The 19,646-nt window shown below is 58.0% G+C and carries 22 protein-coding genes; 8 read left to right on the top strand and 14 right to left on the bottom strand.

The genetic code is table 11. The features are described 5' to 3' along the window. Nucleotides 1-136: 136 nt before the first annotated feature. Nucleotides 137-2,125, top strand: coding sequence for an SDR family oxidoreductase (locus tag AC5DB9_RS10195; protein ID WP_272992109.1), 1,989 nt, complete (start codon nt 137-139; stop codon nt 2,123-2,125). Nucleotides 2,126-2,145: 20 nt separating this feature from the next. Here the strand turns inward: AC5DB9_RS10195 and AC5DB9_RS10190 are convergent, their stop codons facing one another. The 3 genes from AC5DB9_RS10190 to AC5DB9_RS10180 are packed head-to-tail and all read right to left on the bottom strand — an operon-like array spanning nt 2,146 to nt 3,191. After that, entirely contained in the window at nt 2,146-2,472 is a 327-nt protein-coding gene (locus AC5DB9_RS10190) for a hypothetical protein (RefSeq protein ID WP_272992107.1), read from the bottom strand. Next, a complete protein-coding gene (locus AC5DB9_RS10185; protein ID WP_272992104.1) occupies nt 2,459-2,842 on the bottom strand; it encodes a hypothetical protein in 384 nt (127 codons plus the stop codon). The genes AC5DB9_RS10190 and AC5DB9_RS10185 overlap by 14 nt, the downstream gene beginning before the upstream one ends. Nucleotides 2,843-2,888: 46 nt before the next feature. Next, nucleotides 2,889-3,191, bottom strand: a complete 303-nt coding sequence (locus tag AC5DB9_RS10180; protein WP_272992102.1) for an ElaB/YgaM/YqjD family protein — start codon at nt 3,189-3,191, stop codon at nt 2,889-2,891. Nucleotides 3,192-3,401: 210 nt separating this feature from the next. On the opposite strand from AC5DB9_RS10180, the gene AC5DB9_RS10175 reads away from it, so the two are divergent. The 3 genes from AC5DB9_RS10175 to AC5DB9_RS10165 all read left to right on the top strand — a co-directional run bounded on the left by AC5DB9_RS10175 (nt 3,402) and on the right by AC5DB9_RS10165 (nt 4,569). Continuing rightward, nucleotides 3,402-3,578 (top strand): DUF1328 domain-containing protein, encoded by a 177-nt coding sequence (locus tag AC5DB9_RS10175; RefSeq protein WP_022957900.1) that lies wholly within the window; start codon nt 3,402-3,404, stop codon nt 3,576-3,578. A 69-nt stretch (nt 3,579-3,647) separates the two neighbouring features. Then, complete coding sequence (locus AC5DB9_RS10170) at nt 3,648-3,848, top strand: CsbD family protein (protein WP_022957901.1); 201 nt, start codon at nt 3,648-3,650, stop codon at nt 3,846-3,848. 160 nt (nt 3,849-4,008) lie between these two features. Further along, the gene (locus AC5DB9_RS10165) at nt 4,009-4,569 is read left to right on the top strand and encodes a BON domain-containing protein (protein WP_022957902.1); all 561 of its coding nucleotides are present in this window, start codon (nt 4,009-4,011) and stop codon (nt 4,567-4,569) included. 96 nt (nt 4,570-4,665) lie between these two features. Here AC5DB9_RS10165 and AC5DB9_RS10160 read toward each other — a convergent pair whose 3' ends face one another. The 11 genes from AC5DB9_RS10160 to AC5DB9_RS10110 all read right to left on the bottom strand — a co-directional run bounded on the left by AC5DB9_RS10160 (nt 4,666) and on the right by AC5DB9_RS10110 (nt 14,544). Continuing rightward, on the bottom strand, nt 4,666-5,580 hold the full coding sequence (locus tag AC5DB9_RS10160; RefSeq protein ID WP_022957903.1) for an SDR family NAD(P)-dependent oxidoreductase: 915 nt from the start codon (nt 5,578-5,580) through the stop codon (nt 4,666-4,668). Between the two features lie 24 nt (nt 5,581-5,604). Next, the gene (locus AC5DB9_RS10155; protein WP_022957904.1) at nt 5,605-6,063 is read right to left on the bottom strand and encodes a MaoC family dehydratase; all 459 of its coding nucleotides are present in this window, start codon (nt 6,061-6,063) and stop codon (nt 5,605-5,607) included. 63 nt (nt 6,064-6,126) lie between these two features. Continuing rightward, entirely contained in the window at nt 6,127-7,929 is a 1,803-nt protein-coding gene (locus AC5DB9_RS10150; protein WP_272992098.1) for an acyl-CoA dehydrogenase, read from the bottom strand. A gap of 103 nt (nt 7,930-8,032) precedes the next feature. Then, nucleotides 8,033-8,860 carry a helix-turn-helix domain-containing protein gene (locus AC5DB9_RS10145; protein ID WP_272992096.1) on the bottom strand — a complete coding sequence of 276 codons (828 nt, stop codon included), beginning with the start codon at nt 8,858-8,860 and terminating at the stop codon, nt 8,033-8,035. 40 nt (nt 8,861-8,900) lie between these two features. Then, nucleotides 8,901-10,055, bottom strand: coding sequence for an acyl-CoA dehydrogenase family protein (locus tag AC5DB9_RS10140; protein ID WP_022957907.1), 1,155 nt, complete (start codon nt 10,053-10,055; stop codon nt 8,901-8,903). A gap of 37 nt (nt 10,056-10,092) precedes the next feature. Then, a complete protein-coding gene (locus AC5DB9_RS10135; RefSeq protein ID WP_272992093.1) occupies nt 10,093-10,758 on the bottom strand; it encodes a glutathione S-transferase family protein in 666 nt (221 codons plus the stop codon). Between the two features lie 22 nt (nt 10,759-10,780). Further along, nucleotides 10,781-11,956 (bottom strand): acyl-CoA dehydrogenase family protein, encoded by a 1,176-nt coding sequence (locus AC5DB9_RS10130; RefSeq protein WP_272992091.1) that lies wholly within the window; start codon nt 11,954-11,956, stop codon nt 10,781-10,783. Nucleotides 11,957-12,084: 128 nt separating this feature from the next. Next, nucleotides 12,085-13,089, bottom strand: coding sequence for an AraC family transcriptional regulator (locus AC5DB9_RS10125; protein WP_272992089.1), 1,005 nt, complete (start codon nt 13,087-13,089; stop codon nt 12,085-12,087). Nucleotides 13,090-13,164: 75 nt separating this feature from the next. After that, nucleotides 13,165-13,572, bottom strand: coding sequence for a DUF1330 domain-containing protein (locus AC5DB9_RS10120; protein WP_022957911.1), 408 nt, complete (start codon nt 13,570-13,572; stop codon nt 13,165-13,167). A gap of 116 nt (nt 13,573-13,688) precedes the next feature. Beyond that, nucleotides 13,689-13,955, bottom strand: a complete 267-nt coding sequence (locus AC5DB9_RS10115) for a DUF4404 family protein (protein ID WP_022957912.1) — start codon at nt 13,953-13,955, stop codon at nt 13,689-13,691. 112 nt (nt 13,956-14,067) lie between these two features. Continuing rightward, nucleotides 14,068-14,544: a hypothetical protein gene (locus AC5DB9_RS10110; protein WP_022957913.1), complete on the bottom strand. Its 477-nt coding sequence runs from the start codon at nt 14,542-14,544 to the stop codon at nt 14,068-14,070. Between the two features lie 248 nt (nt 14,545-14,792). Here AC5DB9_RS10110 and AC5DB9_RS10105 point away from each other — a divergent pair, with 248 nt between their 5' ends. The 4 genes from AC5DB9_RS10105 (at nt 14,793) to AC5DB9_RS10090 (ending at nt 19,593) form a co-directional block, all read left to right on the top strand. Beyond that, nucleotides 14,793-15,563, top strand: coding sequence for a glucose 1-dehydrogenase (locus AC5DB9_RS10105; RefSeq protein ID WP_272992086.1), 771 nt, complete (start codon nt 14,793-14,795; stop codon nt 15,561-15,563). 135 nt (nt 15,564-15,698) lie between these two features. Next, nucleotides 15,699-16,526 (top strand): mechanosensitive ion channel family protein, encoded by an 828-nt coding sequence (locus tag AC5DB9_RS10100; RefSeq protein WP_272992084.1) that lies wholly within the window; start codon nt 15,699-15,701, stop codon nt 16,524-16,526. Nucleotides 16,527-16,861: 335 nt separating this feature from the next. Then, nucleotides 16,862-19,087, top strand: a complete 2,226-nt coding sequence (locus AC5DB9_RS10095; protein WP_272992081.1) for a YadA-like family protein — start codon at nt 16,862-16,864, stop codon at nt 19,085-19,087. Continuing rightward, nucleotides 19,081-19,593 (top strand): hypothetical protein, encoded by a 513-nt coding sequence (locus AC5DB9_RS10090; protein ID WP_272992079.1) that lies wholly within the window; start codon nt 19,081-19,083, stop codon nt 19,591-19,593. The genes AC5DB9_RS10095 and AC5DB9_RS10090 overlap by 7 nt, the downstream gene beginning before the upstream one ends. Nucleotides 19,594-19,646: the final 53 nt, after the last annotated feature.

Below are 19,646 nucleotides of genomic sequence, written 5' to 3'. Positions count from 1 at the left end.
CAATAACAACAGGCAAAACCATACAGAACGACCTGACAACAACACAAACCCACGCTTTCGCTGACAGAAAGCAGTGCAGCTCCGCATTGGCTCGGAGCTGCAGCAGGCGTATTTCTGTACTATCTGGAGAGGCACTATGAGCTACTTTGTTACTGGCGGCACCGGCTTTATCGGACGATTTCTTATCACCCGCCTGGCCAAGCGCAACGAAACGATTTTCGTGCTTGTGCGCCGCAGTTCTAAACACAAGTATCAGGAACTACTGGAAAAAACCGGGCTGAGTAAAGAGCAACTGGTTCCCGTCTGGGGCGACCTTGCCAAGGGCAAACTGGGCATCAGCAGCCGGGAGATGGGCAAGCTGAAAGGCAAAGTCAGCCACTTCTATCACCTGGCCGCCATCTACGACCTGAAGGCCGACGCAGAAAGTCAGGAAATCACCAATATTGAAGGCACTCGCAATGCCCTTGCAGCGGCTGAAGCCATGCAGGCTGGAAGCTTCCACCTGGCCAGTTCCATCGCCGCGGCAGGACTCTACAAAGGCATCTTCCGCGAAGACATGTTCGAAGAAGCCGAGGGACTCAAGCACGCCTACTTCCGCACCAAACATGTCTCCGAAGGGCTGGTGCGCAAAGAGTGCAAAATTCCCTACCGCATCTACCGGCCGGCGATGGTTGTCGGTGACTCCAAAACCGGCGAAATGGACAAGGTTGATGGCCCCTACTACTTCTTCAAGCTGATTCAGAAACTGCGCTACCGAGTGCCTCAATGGTGCCCGCTGATTGGTATTGAAGGCGGGCAAATGAATATTGTCCCGGTGGATTATGTCGCCGACGCCATCGACTACCTGTCACACAAACCCAAGCTGGACGGCAAGTGCTTCCACTTGGTAAACCCCAACGCTCACAAAGTCGGTGAAGTGTTGAATATCTTTGCCGAAGCCGCCCACGCGCCGAAAATGGCCATGCGTATCGATTCGCGCATGTTTGCCTTCGTGCCCTCGTCAATTACCGGAATCGTCAAGAACATGCCCCCGGTGAAACGGCTGACTAACGCTGTACTGGCCGATTACCAGATTCCTGCAGATGGCCTGCAGTTCATGAACATGCCCACCCGTTTCGACAACCGCGATACCGTCAAAGCGCTGAAAGGTAGCGGTATCGAACTGCCCGCTCTGGAAGACTACGCCTATAAGCTGTGGGACTACTGGGAGCGCAACCTCGACCCGGATCTATTCAAGGACCGCAGCCTGCGCGGCAACGTCAGCGGCAAAGTCATTGTGATCACCGGCGCGTCCTCCGGCATCGGCAAGGCCAGCGCACTAAAGCTCGCCGAGGCGGGTGCCGAAGTCGTGCTCGTGGCGCGCAGTATTGAAAAACTGGAGGAAACCCAGAAAGAAATCGCCGACCTTGGGGGCAAGAGCTATGCGTATAGCTGCGATGTTTCAGACCTTGAGGCCTGCGACGAGCTGGTCGCCACGCTATTGAAAAACCACGGCCATGTGGATGTATTGGTGAATAACGCGGGCCGCTCAATCCGTCGCTCGCTGGAACTGACCTTTGACCGTTTCCACGATTTCGAGCGCACCATGCAGCTCAATTACTTCGGCGCGATTCGACTGATCATGGGTCTGGCACCGTCGATGCTTGAGCGTCGCGCCGGTCACGTGATCAACATTTCCTCGATCGCCGTCATCGTTGGCACCTCGCCCCGGTTCTCCGCCTATGCGGCGTCCAAGGCTGCACTGGATGCCTTCTCCCGGAGTGCAGCCGCAGAGTTTTCCGACCGCAATATCGCGTTCACCACTATCAATATGCCACTGGTCCGTACGCCGATGATCGGCCCCACCTCAATCTACAACGCCGTGCCCACGCTATCTCCCGAAGAAGCTGCGGACATGATCTGCGAAGCGATCGTGAAGCGCCCCAAGCGTATCGCCACCGGTCTGGGGATCAGCATGCAGGTACTCAATGCGGTAGCGCCCAAGGCCACGGAAATCATCATGAACACCGTGTTCAGAACCTTCCCTGACTCCGCAGCGGCAAAGGGAGAAGGTGAAGAGGCGAAAACCGAGGCGTCCTCAGAACAGGTGGCACTGGCCGCCGTGCTGAAAGGAATTCACGTCTAAGCGCACTTCGTCGCTGTTCCTCAGCTATTACTTGCCGAGTGCCCCTCGTGGTGACCATCCGCCGCGAGGGGCTGCTGGCGAGGCTGGCGCAATATACGCTGATAGATCTCCTGCTTAAGCAGATCAAGCATCATCGCGCGCAGACGAGCAAGCTTTCTGGAGTTCGTTACGGGCTCTCCGCGCTGCCCCATCAGCAAGCCGAATAACAGCCCCGCCATGCCGAAAAACGCAATCACCTCCACACGCTGCTCACAGTAGCGTTGCCGGAGCCGAAAACGGCGATTTCGCTGACGCTGATCAACTTGGATCAGCGCCGAGCGCAGCCGCGCTTCTTCACCGCTGAGCATGCTGACCCTCCACTGCTGTCCGGCGAGGACGTGCGCCGGTCAAGGCGCCTCGCAATTGTCGCTGGCAATACCAGAACGCCAGCAGGTTCAGCAGCAGTAACAGAGACATTGCGAAGGGGTCTGGCACTCCTGCCTGCACCATTACGCGAGCGAGAACCAGCATGGCAAGCAACCAAACGCTTGTCGCCGAGATCACGCTTAATAGCGCAAAGATCAGCATTTTCAGCAGGGCTAAGCACAGTAATTGTCCTCGCAACTGCAGGCGCTCTATTTCCTCTGCACCAAAGGCCAAGCACTCGGTCAGCAGATCACCATACTGGGGCTCAGCCTTCTGTTCCCTTTCAGATGCGCAATCTGTTTCGCCGCGCATACGCCCTCCTGTTCTGACAGCGGATAATCACCACTCCACTCCCCCGTCAGCGGCGGAATAAGAACGCCACCACCGCACCGAGCAGAAATGCGAGTCCCACGGTTCTCAGCGGGTGTTCACGGGTATAACCGCCAACGGCCTCACTGGCTGCCTCGGAATGCTTGCGTGCCGAGCTGACCAGCCCCTCAGCTTGCAGCCGTAGCTCTTCAGCAAGTTGATGCAAGCGTTCTTCACTGCTGCCCGCCATTGCCGCTGCCCGATCGACGGCCTCGTGGGCTTTGCTGGCCGCGGCGTCGACCTTATCGTGACGATTCGAACTTACGTCAGTCTGGTTCTGCTGTGTCGCCATTTTGCACCTCCCTATTCAACGAATTTTTCGGCGTCTTACCCTGTTGCTGAAAACGCAAAAACAAAAAGATTCAAAATCGATTAAATAAAATGACACTGGCAATTTATAAATCATCTACCGCATAAAAAATCATTGATGAAAATAAAAATATTGAACTGTTTTTACTCAGCGTGTCAGAAAAACTGTAGGCAGAAATGACAAGGAGGAAACATGCTTGGCTGGTCGTTAATGTTTTTAATAATTGCGCTTATCGCCGGCGTATTGGGCTTTGGGGGCATTGCGGGTGCCGCAGCGGGCATCGCAAAAGTCTTGTTCTTTATCTTTATTGCACTGCTGATAATTTCTCTTGTCGCCCAGGCTTTACGCGGAAAACCGCCGCGAATATAGCGCTGAAAACCGGCATTCTGGCTTAACAAAACTGACATCGTTAATCACGTCACTCACGAGGAGCGAAGTATGAATAGAGATATTGCAGAAGGTAAGTGGAAGCAGTTAAAAGGGCAAATTCGAGAAAAGTGGGGCGAACTCACCGACGATGATATAGACCAAGTAGAAGGCAGCAGTGATCGCTTTATCGGCGTACTGCAAGAGCGCTACGGCCTCGCTCGCGAAGAGGCTAAAAAGCAATTTGAAGAACTGAAAAAGAAAGTTTCTTAGAGGAATTTTTCTTCAAGTTTTTATTCAAGAAGGCATCTTAGGAAAAGACTGACGGTACGAAAACCGTGCCTGTCACCACGTCAATAACGATGTAGAAAACGACGCCAACGTTATTGAGATAAAACCATGCGATTCATGAGCAGCGAAACGGAGGTCAACCATGACTATCAAGAAAACGCTAATCACCACACTGACTCTCAGCGCCCTGGCAAGCACTCCCGCACTGGCGGAAACCTGGCAGGGCAAAGCGAACGACGCCTGGATCGATGGCAAAGTCGAGACCGCCATCATGCTTAACGGCGAGCTAAACAATTTTGAGATCGATACCGGCGTCAAACAGGGCAAGGTAACGCTCAGTGGTACAGTCACGAGCGACATTGAGAAAGATTTGGCGGGGCAGATTGCTCACAACGTCGATGGCGTCCAATCAGTGGATAATAAACTGAATGTGGAGAAAGACTATCGCGGGAAGATGAAGCAGGCTGGTGAGAACTTTGCTGGCACGTGGAATGACCTGACCACAACCGCCGCGATTAATATGAAGTACGCAACGAACGATGATATTGCTGCCACCAGCATTGACGTTGATACCAAGGACGGCGTTGTGACCCTGCGCGGTACCGTCAAAAGCGATGCAGCGCGCGATCTTGCCATTGAGATTGCCAAAAGCTTCGACAAGGTGACCGACGTCGAAGACAAACTCGTCGTTCGCAACAGCTAGGGCGCGATTCGCAACGAGTCGTAGACCAATTACTCGGCACCAAGCCGACAGTCACTCAAGTGGCTGTCGGCTTTTTAGCACCATCTCCAGAAATGCTTATTTGGCCTGGAGCGCTTCCATGGCTTTACCCAGGAACTTCTCGCTTTGCTTGCCACCGGTTTCCATCGGGCGCTGCCCTTCGGTACTGGTAATCGCATCCCAGTTAGCAAGAATCACTTCCGGAGTTTGCTGGTCAGCGGGCAGGAAAACGCCTTCTGTCTCGAAAATGCGCGAACTCGCATAACCGCCCGCCCCCGCACACAGAATGTGTCGGCTCGGTGCACTTTCGTGACACAACACCAAAGCGCCGGCGGTCACTGACTCGGGCGACAACAAGGCAAGCAGTTCTTCGGGCATCAAATCTTCCGTCATGCGGGTTGCCGCTGTGGGCGCCAAGGCGTTTACCCGGACATTCTTCTTCGCGCCTTCCAGGCCCAGGGTATTCATAAAGCCCAGCACCGCCATCTTGGCAGCACCATAGTTGCTCTGCCCAAAGTTGCCATACATACCGGAGGAAGAGGTCGTCATCACAATGCGGCCGTATTCCTGCTCTCGCATGATGTCCCAAACCGCTTTCGTGCAGTTGACGGAGCCCATCAGGTGGACGTCCATGACCAACTTGAAATCATCCAGCGACATTTTGGCGAAGGTTTTATCGCGCAGAATACCGGCGTTGTTAATCAGAATATCTACCCGCCCCCACTTTTCCATGGCCTGCGCAACCATGTCTTCCACCTCGGCCATCACCGCGACATTGGCACCATGTGCCAGCGCTTCGCCGCCCATGGCTTCGATTTCCGCCACTACGTCCAGTGCGGCCTGAGATGAGGCACCGCTGCCATCGCGGGCGCCCCCTAAATCATTCACCACCACCCGAGCACCACGCTGCGCCAGTGCCAATGCATGGCTGCGGCCCAGGCCATTGCCGGCGCCAGTCACGATAGCAACTTGCTTGTCAAAACGTACGTCCATTTCTTATCTCCTGTTAGTAATCAATCAGGCCACGAGCTGCATAGTCAGCCACTCGGCAATCAGTGCGGGCTTTTCTTCACCCTCAATTTCAATGGTCACCTGAACTTTGAAGCGGTATTGCCCCGGCTTGGTCTCGTCGATATCCAGAACTTTGCTCAGCGCGCGAATACGTTTTCCCTCACGCACCGGCGCCATGAACCGTACCTTGTCGAAGCCATAGTTAAGGCCCATGGTGAGACCTTCGACCATCAGCGAGAACTGCTCGGCAAAGTGGGAGAGCATCGACAGGCTCAGAAAACCGTGGGCGATGGTGCCGCCGAAAGGCGTTTGCTTGGCGCGCTCGGGATCAACATGAATAAACTGGTGATCAAGGGTACAGTCGGCAAACTGATTAATGGCCTCTTGAGTCACCGTGTGCCAGTCGGTAGGTTCACTCTCGTAGCCAATGTACTCAGCCACTGACGCGCGACGTATCTGCTTCATAGTGCATCCTTATTTTATTGTTGTTATGGTCGGCGCCACGTTAACGCGGTGCCGAGCCACAGTTTAGAACCAAGCGTCCTGCATCTCAAAAGCCGAACTTTCAAGATTTTTCAGCAAGTTTGACCAGTGTCGGATCTTGGGTAATTCAGCCGCGAAGAAATAGCGCAGCGCCTGCAATTTTCCGCGATAGAAGTCCGCGTCATTGCTCTGTGCCGTCGCCAGTCGCTGCTGTGCCGCACAGCCCTGTTTGAGCCAAATCCACGCCATTACCACCTGACCGAACATATCCAGATAACTCACCGAGTTCGCCAGTACCCGGTCGATGGACTCACTACCCATGGCAGTAAGCAGCGACTGCGTTGTTTCTTCCAAACACCGCAGCGCAGCCTCCAGTTCTCCGCCGAAGGCCGCCAACGGTGGCAGCGTCTGCGCCTCGGCGATGGTTTCCCGGATGGCCTTCAGGCAGGCCTGATACCCCGCCATGCCGTGCATGGGGACTTTGCGCGCCAGCAGATCAAGCGACTGGATGCCCGTGGTGCCTTCGTGGATGGGGTTAAGGCGATTATCGCGGTAGAACATTTCCACCGGATGTTCATTGGTGTAACCCGCGCCCCCCAGCACCTGAATCGCCAGGCTATTGGCCTTAGGCCCCTGCTCCGACGGCCAGGTTTTGATGATTGGCGTGAGAAAATCCAGCAGCAGGCGCGCGGCATCTCGGGTCTCCGCATCGGCCGCCGTATGCTGATCGTCCGCCAACTGCGCGCCATACAAGCAGAGCGCAAATGCACCTTCCGCATAGGCCTTCTGGGTCAGCAGCATACGCCGTACATCCGCGTGCTCAACGATACTCACCGGCGGTGAGTGAGGATCTTTACAGGAGGGCAGACGTCCCTGGGCACGCTCACGCGCATAGTTCAGCGAGTATTGGAAACCCGCCAGTGCCAGCGTGGCCGCGCCACTGGCCACCATAATCCGCGCCTCGTTCATCATGTGGAACATGTAGCTGAGACCGCGATTTTCCTCGCCGATCAAATAGCCCACCGCGCCGCCCTGCTCGCCAAAATTCAGCGAGGTGGAGGTGTGGCCCCGCCCCCCCATCTTGTGAAAGAGCCCGGCCAGCGCCACATCGTTGCGCTCCCCTAAACTGCCGTCTTCGTTGACCAGATACTTGGGGACGATAAACAGCGAAATGCCTTTGACCCCTTTCGGCGCGCCCTTCACCCTTGCCAACACCAGGTGCACGATATTGTCATTCAGCTCGTGATCACCGCCGGAAATAAAAATCTTGTTGCCGGTAATGCGATAGCTGCCATCGCCGGCCGGTTCCGCGCGGGTAATCAAATCGGCCAGGCCACTGCCCGCCCCGGGCTCGGTCATCGCCATAGTGCCCGCAAACCGGCCACTGCGCAGCGGTGCGGCCCATTTCGCTATCTGCTCAGTGCTGCCGTGGGCCTCTATCAGACTGGCGTTGGCACTGCTCAGACTCAGATAGCCAATCGTGGTGCTGCCCGCTGCCGACAGCCAGGCGTTGGCCGCCGCGGCGACCGCCAGCGGAAGCTGCATGCCGCCCACATCGTAGTCGGCCGTCGCCGAAACAAAGCCGGCATCGGTCGCCGCCTGCACCGCCTGCTGGACTTCCGGCAGCATCACCACTCGCCCGTCTTCGAAGCGCGGCTCGTTGCGATCCACCTTGCCACGGATGGGCAGGAAATAGCGTTCGGCAATGGATCTGGCCGTTGCGATGGCGGCATCAAAGCTCTCGCGATTGTGGTCGGCGTAGCGCTCCCGCTCACACAATGACTCGCAGTTGAGGAATTCATAGAGCATGAACGCAATATCGCGCTCATTAAGAAGCGGGGCTGTCACGGCAATCTCTCCTGTCCGGCGTGGACGCTAGAACGATTTATGCCCTAGTTTGGCCCCAGTTGCGGCGGCCTGCCACGACAAGCTATGTCCGGTCGTGTCGCCCTCAGTAAAACAGCAGCGGATGCTCAAGATTGCCGTTCAGTAACTCATCGAGATTCAGACGGCTATCCTCGGGATAAAGACTGCTGATACTCAGCATGGGCTCAGAGACAAAGGCCGTGGGGCCCAGCGCCCCAACGGTGGTATTCACACTGAAAAAGCGCTGCAGCTCGCCATGCACAGGAATCTGCACACGAAAACTCGCCATCGGCTCCACCGCAGCGGCCCGTTGGCGCCAGTCCCGCGGCACCGAGGGACACCGGCTGAGACGGTCTACCGTCGCCTGGGTCGCGGGATCATCCCGCAGCAGGGCATTCTGCTGAATCGACAGCAGAATTGCCGACAGAGTATCCGGCCAGTTGCTGACGGCGTTCTCGGCAGACTGAGAGCTGAACATAAACTCGTAAAAGTTTTTCATCTCACGCAGCTCCTCGGCGGGCATCAGGCGCTGGTGAAAACCGACCCAGGCGCGATTGACCATAAGAATGTTCGAGGCGCTATCGAGCAGTGAAGCCGGATAGGGGTCGAGGGCACGCAGACTGCGGGTCATGGCGGTGCGCAGCCACTTCATATCGGGGGCGAAGAAATCGATCGGCGCCTCCCGGGGCGTAAATCCAGCAGCAACCAGTAAATGGCTCTGATCCCGACGCCCCAGCGACAGGGCGCGGGCGATATCCATCGCCATTGCTTCGCTGGGTCGGCTGCTGCCATTCTCAAGCCGACTGATGTGCCGTGGCGAGCTGTCCAGACGATCGGCCAACTGCTCCTGACTAAGGCTGTGCACCCCGCGCCAGAAGCGCAATAAGCGCCCGAAAGCCGTGCTTTTGCTCACCCCGTTTCCCTCAAGTGACGGGCTCGCGATCAGCCCGGTGTTAACGCTTACCGGGCAAGGTTCCCAGCATTTTGCAGATAATACTCAACATCACTTCATCGGCGCCGCCACCAATCGACGTGATGCGCGTGTCTCGGTAGGCACGCGAGATGGGATTGTCCCACATAAAGCCCATGCCACCCCAGTATTGCAGACAGCCATCGGTCACTTCCCGCACCAGCCGCCCGGCTTTCAGTTTGGCCATCGATGCCTTCTCGGTCACGTCCTGACCGTGGATATACTGCTCAACCGCGGTATACACCAAGGCGCGCAGTGCCTCGACTTCAGTCTGCATCTCCGCCAGCCGGAAATGGACGACCTGATTGTCCAGCACCGGCTTGCCGAAAATCTCCCGTTCGCGGGTGTAGGCAATGGTCTGCTGAATGCAATCCTCCATCCCTTTCAACGTTCCCGCCGCCGCAAACAGCCGCTCTTCCTGAAACTGCAGCATCTGGTAGATAAAGCCCTGCCCCTCGTCACCGATGCGGTAACGCTGCGGCACCCGCACGTCGTCAAAGAAGACCTGGGCCGTATCGGACGAGCGCATCCCCAGTTTGTTCAGCCGTGGCGAAAAACTCACGCCGGGGGTTTTGGTCGGCACGATAATCAGCGATTTATTACTGTGAGGTTTGCCTTCGCTGGTATTGGCCAGCAGGCAGAGATAGTCGGCCTGCGTGGAATTGGTAATCCACATCTTGGTGCCGTTGATCACGTAGTCGTCGCCCTCTTTACGGGCTGTGGTCTTGATCGCGGCCACATCCGAGCCAGCGTGTGGCTCACTCACCGCAATGGAAAAGACCGCTTCGCCGCTGATCGCCGGGGCGAGAAATTCCGCGCGCAATGCATCGCTGCCAAACTTGGCCAGCGCCGGTGTGGCCATGTCGGTCTGCACACCGATAGCCATCGACACGCCGCCGGTTTTAATCCGTCCGAGCTCTTCGGAGAAGACGGTCTGGTAACTGTAATCCAACCCCAGGCCGCCGTAAGCCTCGGGTTTGCTGATCCCCAGCAGGCCGAGGTCGCCCATTTTTTTGAACAGCTCGTGAGCGGGAAAAATACCCGCCTCCTCCCATTCATCGGCATGGGGATTGATTTCGCGGTCAATAAATTGTGCGACGGTATCGCGGAGTTTCTGGTGCTCTTCGCTGAGAATCATTTTTGCTCCCTCGCCGCTGCAGCGGCGCTGTGATCAATTAATCGCTGAATGGGTATTTCTTGACGACCAGGCTGTCGGGGCCGGCGCCCATCGGTTCTGCTCGCTGAAACGCCGGTCTTGCTTTAAGCCTTGCAAGATACGCTTGCACCTGCGGCTCATAAAAGCCAGCCAGCCCCAGCCCCTCGCCAAGATACAGGGCGTAGCCCACGGCGATATCGGCAATGGTGAAACGGTTTTCGCAGAGATAATCGTGGTCCAGCAGGTGCGCATTCAGGCGTTTCAGCCGCGCCAGATACCAGAGCCGGTAATCTTCGACCACCTGTGGCTGGCGGCGCTCTTCGGGCTCAAATTGCGAATAACGCAGGATCAGCGTCTGCGGGAAGGTGAGCGTGGCGTCGCTATGAAACAGCCAGTTGAGATAATTGCCGTAATCGGCATCGCCACTGCGCAGCCCAAGATCGTAGCGCTGATACTGCTCTACAAGGTAGAGACAAATTCCGGTGGACTCGGTCATTTCCACCTGTCCGTGGCGAAAAAACGGCACGGTACCCAACGCGTTCACGTCCAGGTACTCGCGCTGAAACAGGCGCGGCGGGAAAGGCAGCGTGACCAGCTCGTAGTCAATCTCCATTTCCTCCAGCGCCCAGAGCGGACGCAGCGAACGGGAGGGGTAGCTGTGCCACAGGGTCGGCTTATCAGTCATTCGGGTATCCTTGTCTAAGGCCTTACAATCGATATTGTCGCGCGGCGAGGTCGCGCATGATTTCTTCGGAGCCACCGCCGATGGCGTTCACCCGCACTTCACGATAAAAACGCTCCACGCGATTGCCCCGCAAGTAACTGGCGCCGCCGAGAATCTGGCTGGCTTCTCTCGCGCAGAACTCCATCGTCTCACTGGCCTGCACCTTCGCCAATGCCAGATCACCCGGATCGCAACGGCCCTCGATATAAGCCTGCGTCAGGTAGTTGGTATAACACTGCGTGGCATTAATACGCTGCTTCATGGCAGCAATTTTGTGGCGGATCACCTGATGATCGGCCAGGCGCTTGCCAAAGGTACTGCGCTCACGCGCCCAGTTAACCGCGTCCTCAAGACAGGCCCTCGCCGCGGCTTCCATGGTCACAATCAGACTCAGTCGCTCGGGGTTAAAATTACTCATGATCACCCAGAAACCCGCGCCTTCGTCGCCGATTAGGTGACTGGCCGGTACTCGCACATTGTCGAAGTAAAACGTCCCGGTGTCGGCACACCACCAGCCCTGTTTGCGATCCAGGGGTGTCCGTGACACGCCGGGCAAGTCGGTGGGAATCAACAACATCGATACGCCTTTCGCACCTTCACCGCCCGTACGCACCGCCGTACTGACCCAGTCTGCCCCCATCGCACCGGAGATAAAGGTTTTACTGCCGTTCACAATGTAGTGGTCACCGTCCCGCCTGGCCGTTGTGGTGATATTGGCAACATCGGATCCACCAGATGGCTCGGTAATGCCCAGTGAAATGCGCTTTTCACCGGCCAGCACCGGAGGAATGACCGCCTGCTTGATGTCCTCACTGGCAAAGTTAACCACCGGCGGCAGACCAATGCCGTGGATCAGCAGATTGCTCACCAGACCACCTGCCGAGCCGCAGCGGGTAATTTCCTCATTGGCGATGTTCACATGCCACTGATCAATGCCTTCAGCGATGCCGCCATAGGCCTCGGGGTAACCCAATTGCAACAGGCCAATATCGGCCGCTTTCGCCCAGAGGGAATCCGGCAGCTTGCCGGCCTCCTCCCAGTCATCCAGATGGGGCCGCACTTCGACCTCCAGAAATTTTCGCAACTGACTGCGCCACTCTTCATGTTCGGGACGCAGATAGGGGTTGTGCAGTCGAGCACTGTCAAAATCCAAAGCCATGGTTCACCGTCTCGTTTATTGCTCTTGTCGGGACAGTCTATAAAAGTGCGCAACTGGCGCTTGGGATTTGGTGCCAGCGGCTTGGGATTTGGTGCCAGACACGAGGACGCGCTGCGCAGAATGGGAGATCAGTGGCGATAGTCGCGAGGAGAGCGTCCGTACCAGCTCTTGAACGCACTGGAAAAACTGCCGTGGTCGGCATAACCCAGCAGCAAGGCAATATCGGTAATACTCAGCCGCTCGTCGGCCAGATATTGCAGCGCCAGTTCTGCGCGCAACCCCTGCAGCACCTGCGCGAACTGCGTGCCGCGTTCCGCCAGACGCCGTTGCAGGGTACGCCGGGAAATATTCTGGGCCGCCGCCGTGCGGTCGATCGTCACCCCTCCCGCAGGCAACATGCCCATCAGTGTTGCACGCAATGAACGCAACACCGGGTCACTGTCTGCGCTGTCGAAAAGGTGGCGGGTGGACGCTCGCACAGCGCGTCCCCAGTCGGAGTCGAGCTGGATCAGCGGATAGTCGAGACAGGCGCGATCGAAATACAGTCGGCTCTCCTCAGCGCCAAACTGCAGATTGTCGCCAAACACACTGTGTAACAAGCGTTTTTCAGCGGGTTCCGCATAACTGAATTGCGCCCGCAACAGAGGAATCGGCTGCACGCACAGCGAGCCGAGTATGCCTATTGCCGTGGTCAGCACGGCGTCGGCCGGGTAGCGCAGCGCGCGGGATCCTTTCCAGAGAGGCAACCAGTCCAAACACAGATACTCACCATCGCGGCGGATGCGGGTTTCCCCAATATCCCCGGCGAAGCGGAGAATACTCGGCATCAGATTGAGATATTCGCGCAGCGTCTCGCAAACGCTGCAGGCATACAGCAGCATATTCATGCGGCTGATATATTCGATACGCCCGACGTAAATGCCCACATCGGCGCTCAGTTGTGAGGCCTGTTTGTAGAGGGCCAGCATCGCCGAAAACGGGTGTCGCGACTCGGGGTCAAGCAGACTGTCGGGGTCGATACCGGCCGCCAGCAGCATGGCGTCCGCGTCGCCGCCCAGCGCCACACTGGCTTGCACAATGCTGTTGATGCTGGTGCTGTTCACCGTCCAGCCGGGATGAATCACGTTATTCACTACTCTGCGCCTCTATAGCGCAGAAGTGTACGGCAAGGGACGAGCGGTCGGAATAGTGTTGCGATAACGGCGACGCTAGTACGGCGCCTCATCAAGCATGGCAATCAATCGCGCATCGCTGAGCGCCGCACTGCGAAACGGCGTGATCGCCTGATAATCGGGATTGCTCAGCATCGCCTCGAACGCCGCGATATCCGGGTAACGCACCAGCAAAGAGGCATCCCAGTCTTCCTCAAGCGGCGCGATAATTGGCGACACCGCCCTGCCCGCCCAGATCACCTGACCGCCCACCGCCTTCACGCAACGCTCGGCCTGCCGACTGTATTCCCGATAGGCTTCTCGCCCGCTCTGCCCGTGATCGCCGTCAGCATAAGCCGCTCTGTCGCGAAATCGCAGCAGATTCAGCATGGTCACCGGCTGCCCGGGCGGCACGCGCGCCAACAGCGAATGAATATCTTCACGGCGGGGATCAATACTGGGCATAGGGCCTCCATTTATTATTATTGGCTGCGTCAGTCTTCCCTGAGTTGGGCGGCACACAGGCCACCACAGAGGCAGCGCCGCAAACAGGGTCTCGCCCCGCTGCGGCGCTGAAGCGCTTACACACCAATACTGGCGAGCTTCACCATAATATCCTTGAGAATACCGGCAACCGTCGGGTGTTCTACTTCAAACGTCGACACCATGTCGTCGAGGCGGTCCTGGATACCGGTATCTTCCAGCACCAGCTCCGGACCGCTGCCCAGTTCGCGATCAATATCGTCGATCAGGGCGTGCAATTTGGCGTGTTCATCGCTGCCCACGGGCAGGCTGTCGATTTCAGTCTGCAGGCGGTTCAGCTGGTCGTGCAGGTGTTTAAGGTCCATTTCGTGACTCCTATGGCTTTACGCGCAGCATAGCAAGAGCACGACAGCTCGCCTACTCGGAAACACCGCAATCGACCCAGTGACCGCAATCGACCCAGCGACCGCAATCGACTCAATGATAGCAGCGTGCCAACAAACGCTTGCTCTCTCGACGGCAGTGGGTCAATTCGTCCAGACAGCCCGCATCGCGGTAGTAACGCTCCAGCATCTGCAGGGAAATATCCACATTGTGTTTCAATGGCAATCGCCGTCCCCGGGCATTTCTCAGGGCCTGCAACAGCCGGTAATGCACGGCGAGCAAGCAGTGACGCTGCAAATCACTCTCGCCACAGCGGGCAAAGCACTCGGCGAGATAGTGTCCGGAAATCATATGACGATCGAGCTCGGGGACATCCGGCTGATGATTGCCTTTCATCATCAGTTCACTCAGCTCAAAACAGCACCCTAGGAATCGCAATGCCGGCAGCCAGTCGCGGCGGCTGTACGCCTCACGCCCCGCTTCCATCCACTCATCCCAGCGCTGACAAGCGATCGCCTGACTTTGCTGTAGCTGTTCTCGATGGGCATCACACAGAAATCGAATACTCATAGTTGGCACTCCCGGCAGTTGTTGTTCGCGTTCCCCTTTTGCACAAATGATAATGATTATCATTTGATGATATCAAGTATTATTTCTGGTTGTTAGCAAATGACTGTTTCACTCAAATGACCGCTGCTCTCAAATGACTATGGCAAGACCGCTTTGGTCATTGTCGCGGTTTGTCGGTGCGGGCAAGCTGCGCCCTAGTTGTTTCAAGCTCATCTCGAAAAAAGCAATAAACAAGAGGAGTGACGTTTATGAACCCGGAATCTCTGTTTTCTCTGAACGGTCGCGTGGCCATTGTTACCGGCGCGGGCCGGGGTATTGGTCGCGGCATTGCTCTGCAATTTGCCGAAGCCGGGGCCCGTGTGGTCTGCGCCGCACGCACACAGGCCGATATCGATGCCACAGCAGCGCTGTGCCAGCAGGCGGGCAGTGATGCCATCGCCGTAAGCTGTGATGTCGCGGATGAGGCCCAGCTACAGGCGCTGGTCGACACCACCGTCGAAAAATACGGTGGCATCGACATTATTGTGAACAATGCCGGGGGCGCCTGGCCCAACGACCCGCTGAAGACCGATGCCAAAACCTTCAACCGCGATTTCGACTTCAACGTCACCACAGCGTTCAATCTCTGCCGACTCGCTCAGCCGGAATTACTGAAGCGCAAGGGCAACATCATCAACATTACCTCGGCATCCGCCCGCTACGCGCAAAAGGGCTTTAGCAGTTATGGCACAGCCAAGGCCGCGCTCACCCAGCTAACAAAACTGCTGGCCGCTGATTTTGCGCCGGATATTCGTGTTAACGGCATCGCGCCCGGCACCATTCTGACCGACGCCTTACAGCAATTTCTCGACGCGGACACACAGGCCAAAATGTCTGACCTCACACCGATGGCCTGCCTCGGCGAGCCGCAGGATATTGCCTCCGCTGCGCTGTATCTCGCGTCTCCCGCAGGGCGCTGGGTGACGGGAAAAATTCTGGAGGTCGACGGGGGAGCAGAGTCGACGACCTGGCCATTTTGAGCGCAGAGCCATGCGCTCATCGCACATTCTCTGAGCACCGCGAACTAGAGGTAGATCACGAAATTTGCTTGAAGCGCCGACGGCAGACATGTCTATAATCACGGCCATTCCCTTTAATCATCACAAGAGGTTTGAATGGACCAGCAAGCAGTTCAAGACTTACTCGATAAATACGGCCCGGAACTTGTCGACATTGGTATCCGCGCCGCCGGCGCGCTCGCCATTGTTCTGGTGGGCTATTGGCTGGCGAAGCTGGTATCCGGCTTTACCCGTGGAGCGCTGGAAAAAAAGAGTTTTGATCCGACGCTGACCGCGTTTATCGGCAAATTGGTTTTTATCATCATCTTTGCCGTCGCACTGATCCCGGCCCTGGCCCATGCAGGTATCCAAACCGCATCCGTCATCGCCGCGCTGGGTGCTGCCGGCTTGGCGGTTGGTCTCGCCCTTCAAGGCTCACTGGCAAACTTTGCCGCTGGCGTATTGCTGATCGCGTTCCGCCCCTGCCGGGTGGGCGACTGGGTGGATGCCGGTGGCTGTTCAGGCACCGTCGAGAGTATCAGCCTGTTCTCCACCATTCTGACCAGCGGCGATTTCAAACGCATTGTGATCCCCAATTCGCAGATCATGTCTGGCCCCATCACCAACTACAGCATGAAGCCTCGCCGCCGCGTAGACCTGCTGGTTGGCATTTCTTACGACGCCGACATTAAGCTGGCCAAAGAAATTCTTGAGCGACTGGTGAACGAGGACGAACGCGTCCTGAAAGATCCCGCACCCCGCATTGCCGTTGCGGCTCTGGGCGCATCCTCCGTAGACCTGATCTGCCGCCCCTGGGTGAAAACTGACGATTACTGGCCCACCTATTGGGACCTGACCGAGAGAATCAAACTGGCCTTCGACGAAGCCGGTGTCGGTATTCCCTATCCACAAATGGATGTTCACTTCCACAAAACCGAGCAATAAGCGCGGTCACAGCGGGGAGAGCCCTCTCCTCGCTGTTCCCTCCCTGTTTTTTCCCGCTGTATTTCTGCAAAAAACCAAATCCAATTGCGCAATAAACTCGTAGTGAACCGTAAGGCTGTCTGGATGCTCACAACGATAAGATGGACGCATGGATACTGCGCACTGCCATAGGGTTAGAAGACTCACGCAAGCGACGCATCGGATACTCGACACATCTGAGTGGCGACTCCTGCTCGCAGCAAGCTCCCCTATCTGCCTCCTTCATTGCACGACAGCCACCTCACAGCGGGCATCCGCTCTCGCTGCACCCCCCAATCGTGCCTATGGAGGCTTCAATGATGATAACGACGCGATTCAGAATCCGTTCGCTGGCGGCCGCAATAATCGGCGCTGGCGCATTCGGATCAACGACACTGTATACGCCGAGCGCTCACGCGTTCGAATGTGACAATGTCGGCACTGCCGCCACGATCGCCCCGAACGATAATGGCGATGCCACCAATACCGCCTGCGGCGATGGCGCCAATGCCAGTGGCACCGAGGCCACAGCGATAGGCAACAATGCGACAGCAGCGGGCACCGACGCGCTGGCCGTGGGTACTATTGCCACAGCCACCGGCCCCTCAACCAGTGCCGTTGGCGGTGAGTCGGTAGCCACCGGCCCCGGCGCCACGGCGTTTGGCTGGCGCTCCGGTGCCAACTCGGAACGCGCCACGGCACTAGGCCACCTGGCGCAAGCCGATGGCGTTCGCTCCACCGCCGTGGGTGAGGCCGCGAGCGCCGTCGGCGAGCAATCCGTCGCAGTAGGCAACGAGTCCTCCGCCACCGGCGTTGACGCCATCGCCATCGGCACCCAGTCAGTTGCCGATGGCAACTCCACCACCACCGTCGGCGGCGAGTCCGTCGCCACCGGCCCGGGCGCCACCGCCTACGGCTGGCAATCCGGTGCCAACGCTGAGCGCGCCACCGCACTGGGGCATCTGGCTCAAGCCGATGGTGTTCGCTCAACAGCTGTTGGTGAAGCCGCCAGTGCCGTGGGCGAACAATCTGTCGCACTGGGCAATGAATCCTCTGCCACGGGTGTCGACGCCATTGCCATGGGTACACAAGCCGTCGCCAACGGTAATTCCACCACTACTGTCGGCGGCGAGTCCGTGGCAACCGGTCCGGGCGCCACCGCCTACGGCTGGCAATCGGCTGCCAATGCTGAGCGTGCGACCGCACTGGGCCACCTGGCTCAGGCTGATGGCGTTCGCTCGACGGCTGTTGGTGAAGCCGCGAATGCGGTGGGCGAGCAATCTGTCGCTCTGGGCAATGAATCTTCCGCCACTGGCGTGGATGCCATCGCCATGGGTACACAAGCCGTCGCCAACGGTAATTCCACCACCACTGTCGGTGGCGAATCGGTGGCCACCGGCCCCGGTGCCACGGCTTTTGGCTGGCAGTCCGGCGCCAACTCAGAGCGCGCAACCGCATTGGGTCACCTGGCTCAGGCTGACGGTATTCGCTCCACCGCCGTGGGTGAAGCCGCCAGCGCCGTCGGCGAACAATCCGTCGCAGTAGGTAATGAATCCTCCGCCACGGGTATCGATGCGATGGCCATGGGTACGCAAGCCATCGCCAACGGCAATTCCACCACCACGGTCGGCGGAGAATCTGTCGCGACCGGTCCAGGCGCAACTGCCTATGGCTGGCGTTCAGCGGCCAATGCCGAGCGCTCGTCAGCCCTTGGCCATCTGGCACAAGCTGATGGCGTTCGCTCAACGGCTGTTGGTGAAGCCGCGAATGCCGTGGGCGAGCAATCTGTCGCCATTGGTAACGAGTCCTCAGCCACAGGCGTCGATGCCATGGCAATCGGTACACAGGCTGTCGCTAACGGGAACTCCACCACCACCGTCGGCGGTGAGTCCGTAGCCACCGGTCCGGGTGCCACGGCATATGGCTGGCGGTCAGCCGCAAATGCCGAGCGCTCCACGGCCCTGGGTCACCTGGCCACCGCGAACGGACTGCGATCGACTGCCGTCGGTGAAGCTGCTCAGGCCGATGGCGCGCGCGCCGTGGCCATTGGCGATGGCGCCGTTGCCGCCCACGACGATTCTGTTGCATTGGGTGCAGGTGCCACTACAACCCGCGCCAATCAGGTCGCGCTGGGCACCAGCAGCAGCACCTACACCATGCCGGGCATCACCTCGCAGGCCAGCCGCAACGCACAATCCGGGCCGACGCAAATCGTCACCAGTGACGCCAATGGCAATCTGGCTACCGATGGTGGCGCAACATTCGCCGCAATTGAGTCACTGAGCACAGAGTCAGACCGTGCCCGTCGCGATATTGAAGAAAACCGTCGCGGTATCGCACTGGCCATGGCCATGAAGGCACCCTACGTCCCGACCGGGAAGCGCTTTGCCTTGAGTGTGGGAGGTGGCTACTTCGAAAGCGAGGAAGCGGCGGCATTGTCTGCGGCCCTTCGCGCCTCGGAGTCGGTGCAATTTGAGTTCGCTGTCGGCAGCGCGCGCGAGTCCACCGTCGGTGGCCGCGTCGGGTTTACTGCAGCATGGTAAGCCCGTCCCGCCCATCAGTCCTGCGCTTCGGCGCAGGGCTGTTCCTTGCCACCCTGCTCACACTGATACCGCTTCGCGGTCAGGCCGATATTCGCTTTCTGGAATATGGCGAGGCGCTGCCGCTGCTGTGGTCCACAATGATCGCCATAGACCAGGCCAACGACAGCGAGAACTACGCCGTACTGATCGGGATCGCCGCCCCCGATTTCCAGAAAACCAATGCGGAAGCGGACCTTCGCGCCATGTTTGAGGAATTGCGCGAGGCCCGCATCAGCCTGCGGCAAACGCTGCTGATGAAGCCCAAGTTCGAAATTGAGCCCCAGGTTCGTGAGAGTGGCTTGCTGCGCATGCGCGGCGAGTTCGATCTGAACCCGGTAACGCTGAAATTCGATCTGCTGTACCAGCGAATCTACGGCGAGTGGCGGATGATCGGTGTTGCGGTCGTCACAGGCGAACTCAACGACAAGAAAATTGCCGAAGATTGGTTCAGAAAACGCCGGTGGTAGACGTCCACTGCGCGACAGCAGCTCGCTGCCGCGCATTTTCTCCACTTTCCCGA

Source organism: Spongiibacter sp. (genome assembly GCF_984394615.1).
This window is presented reverse-complemented; position numbering and strand designations above follow the sequence as displayed.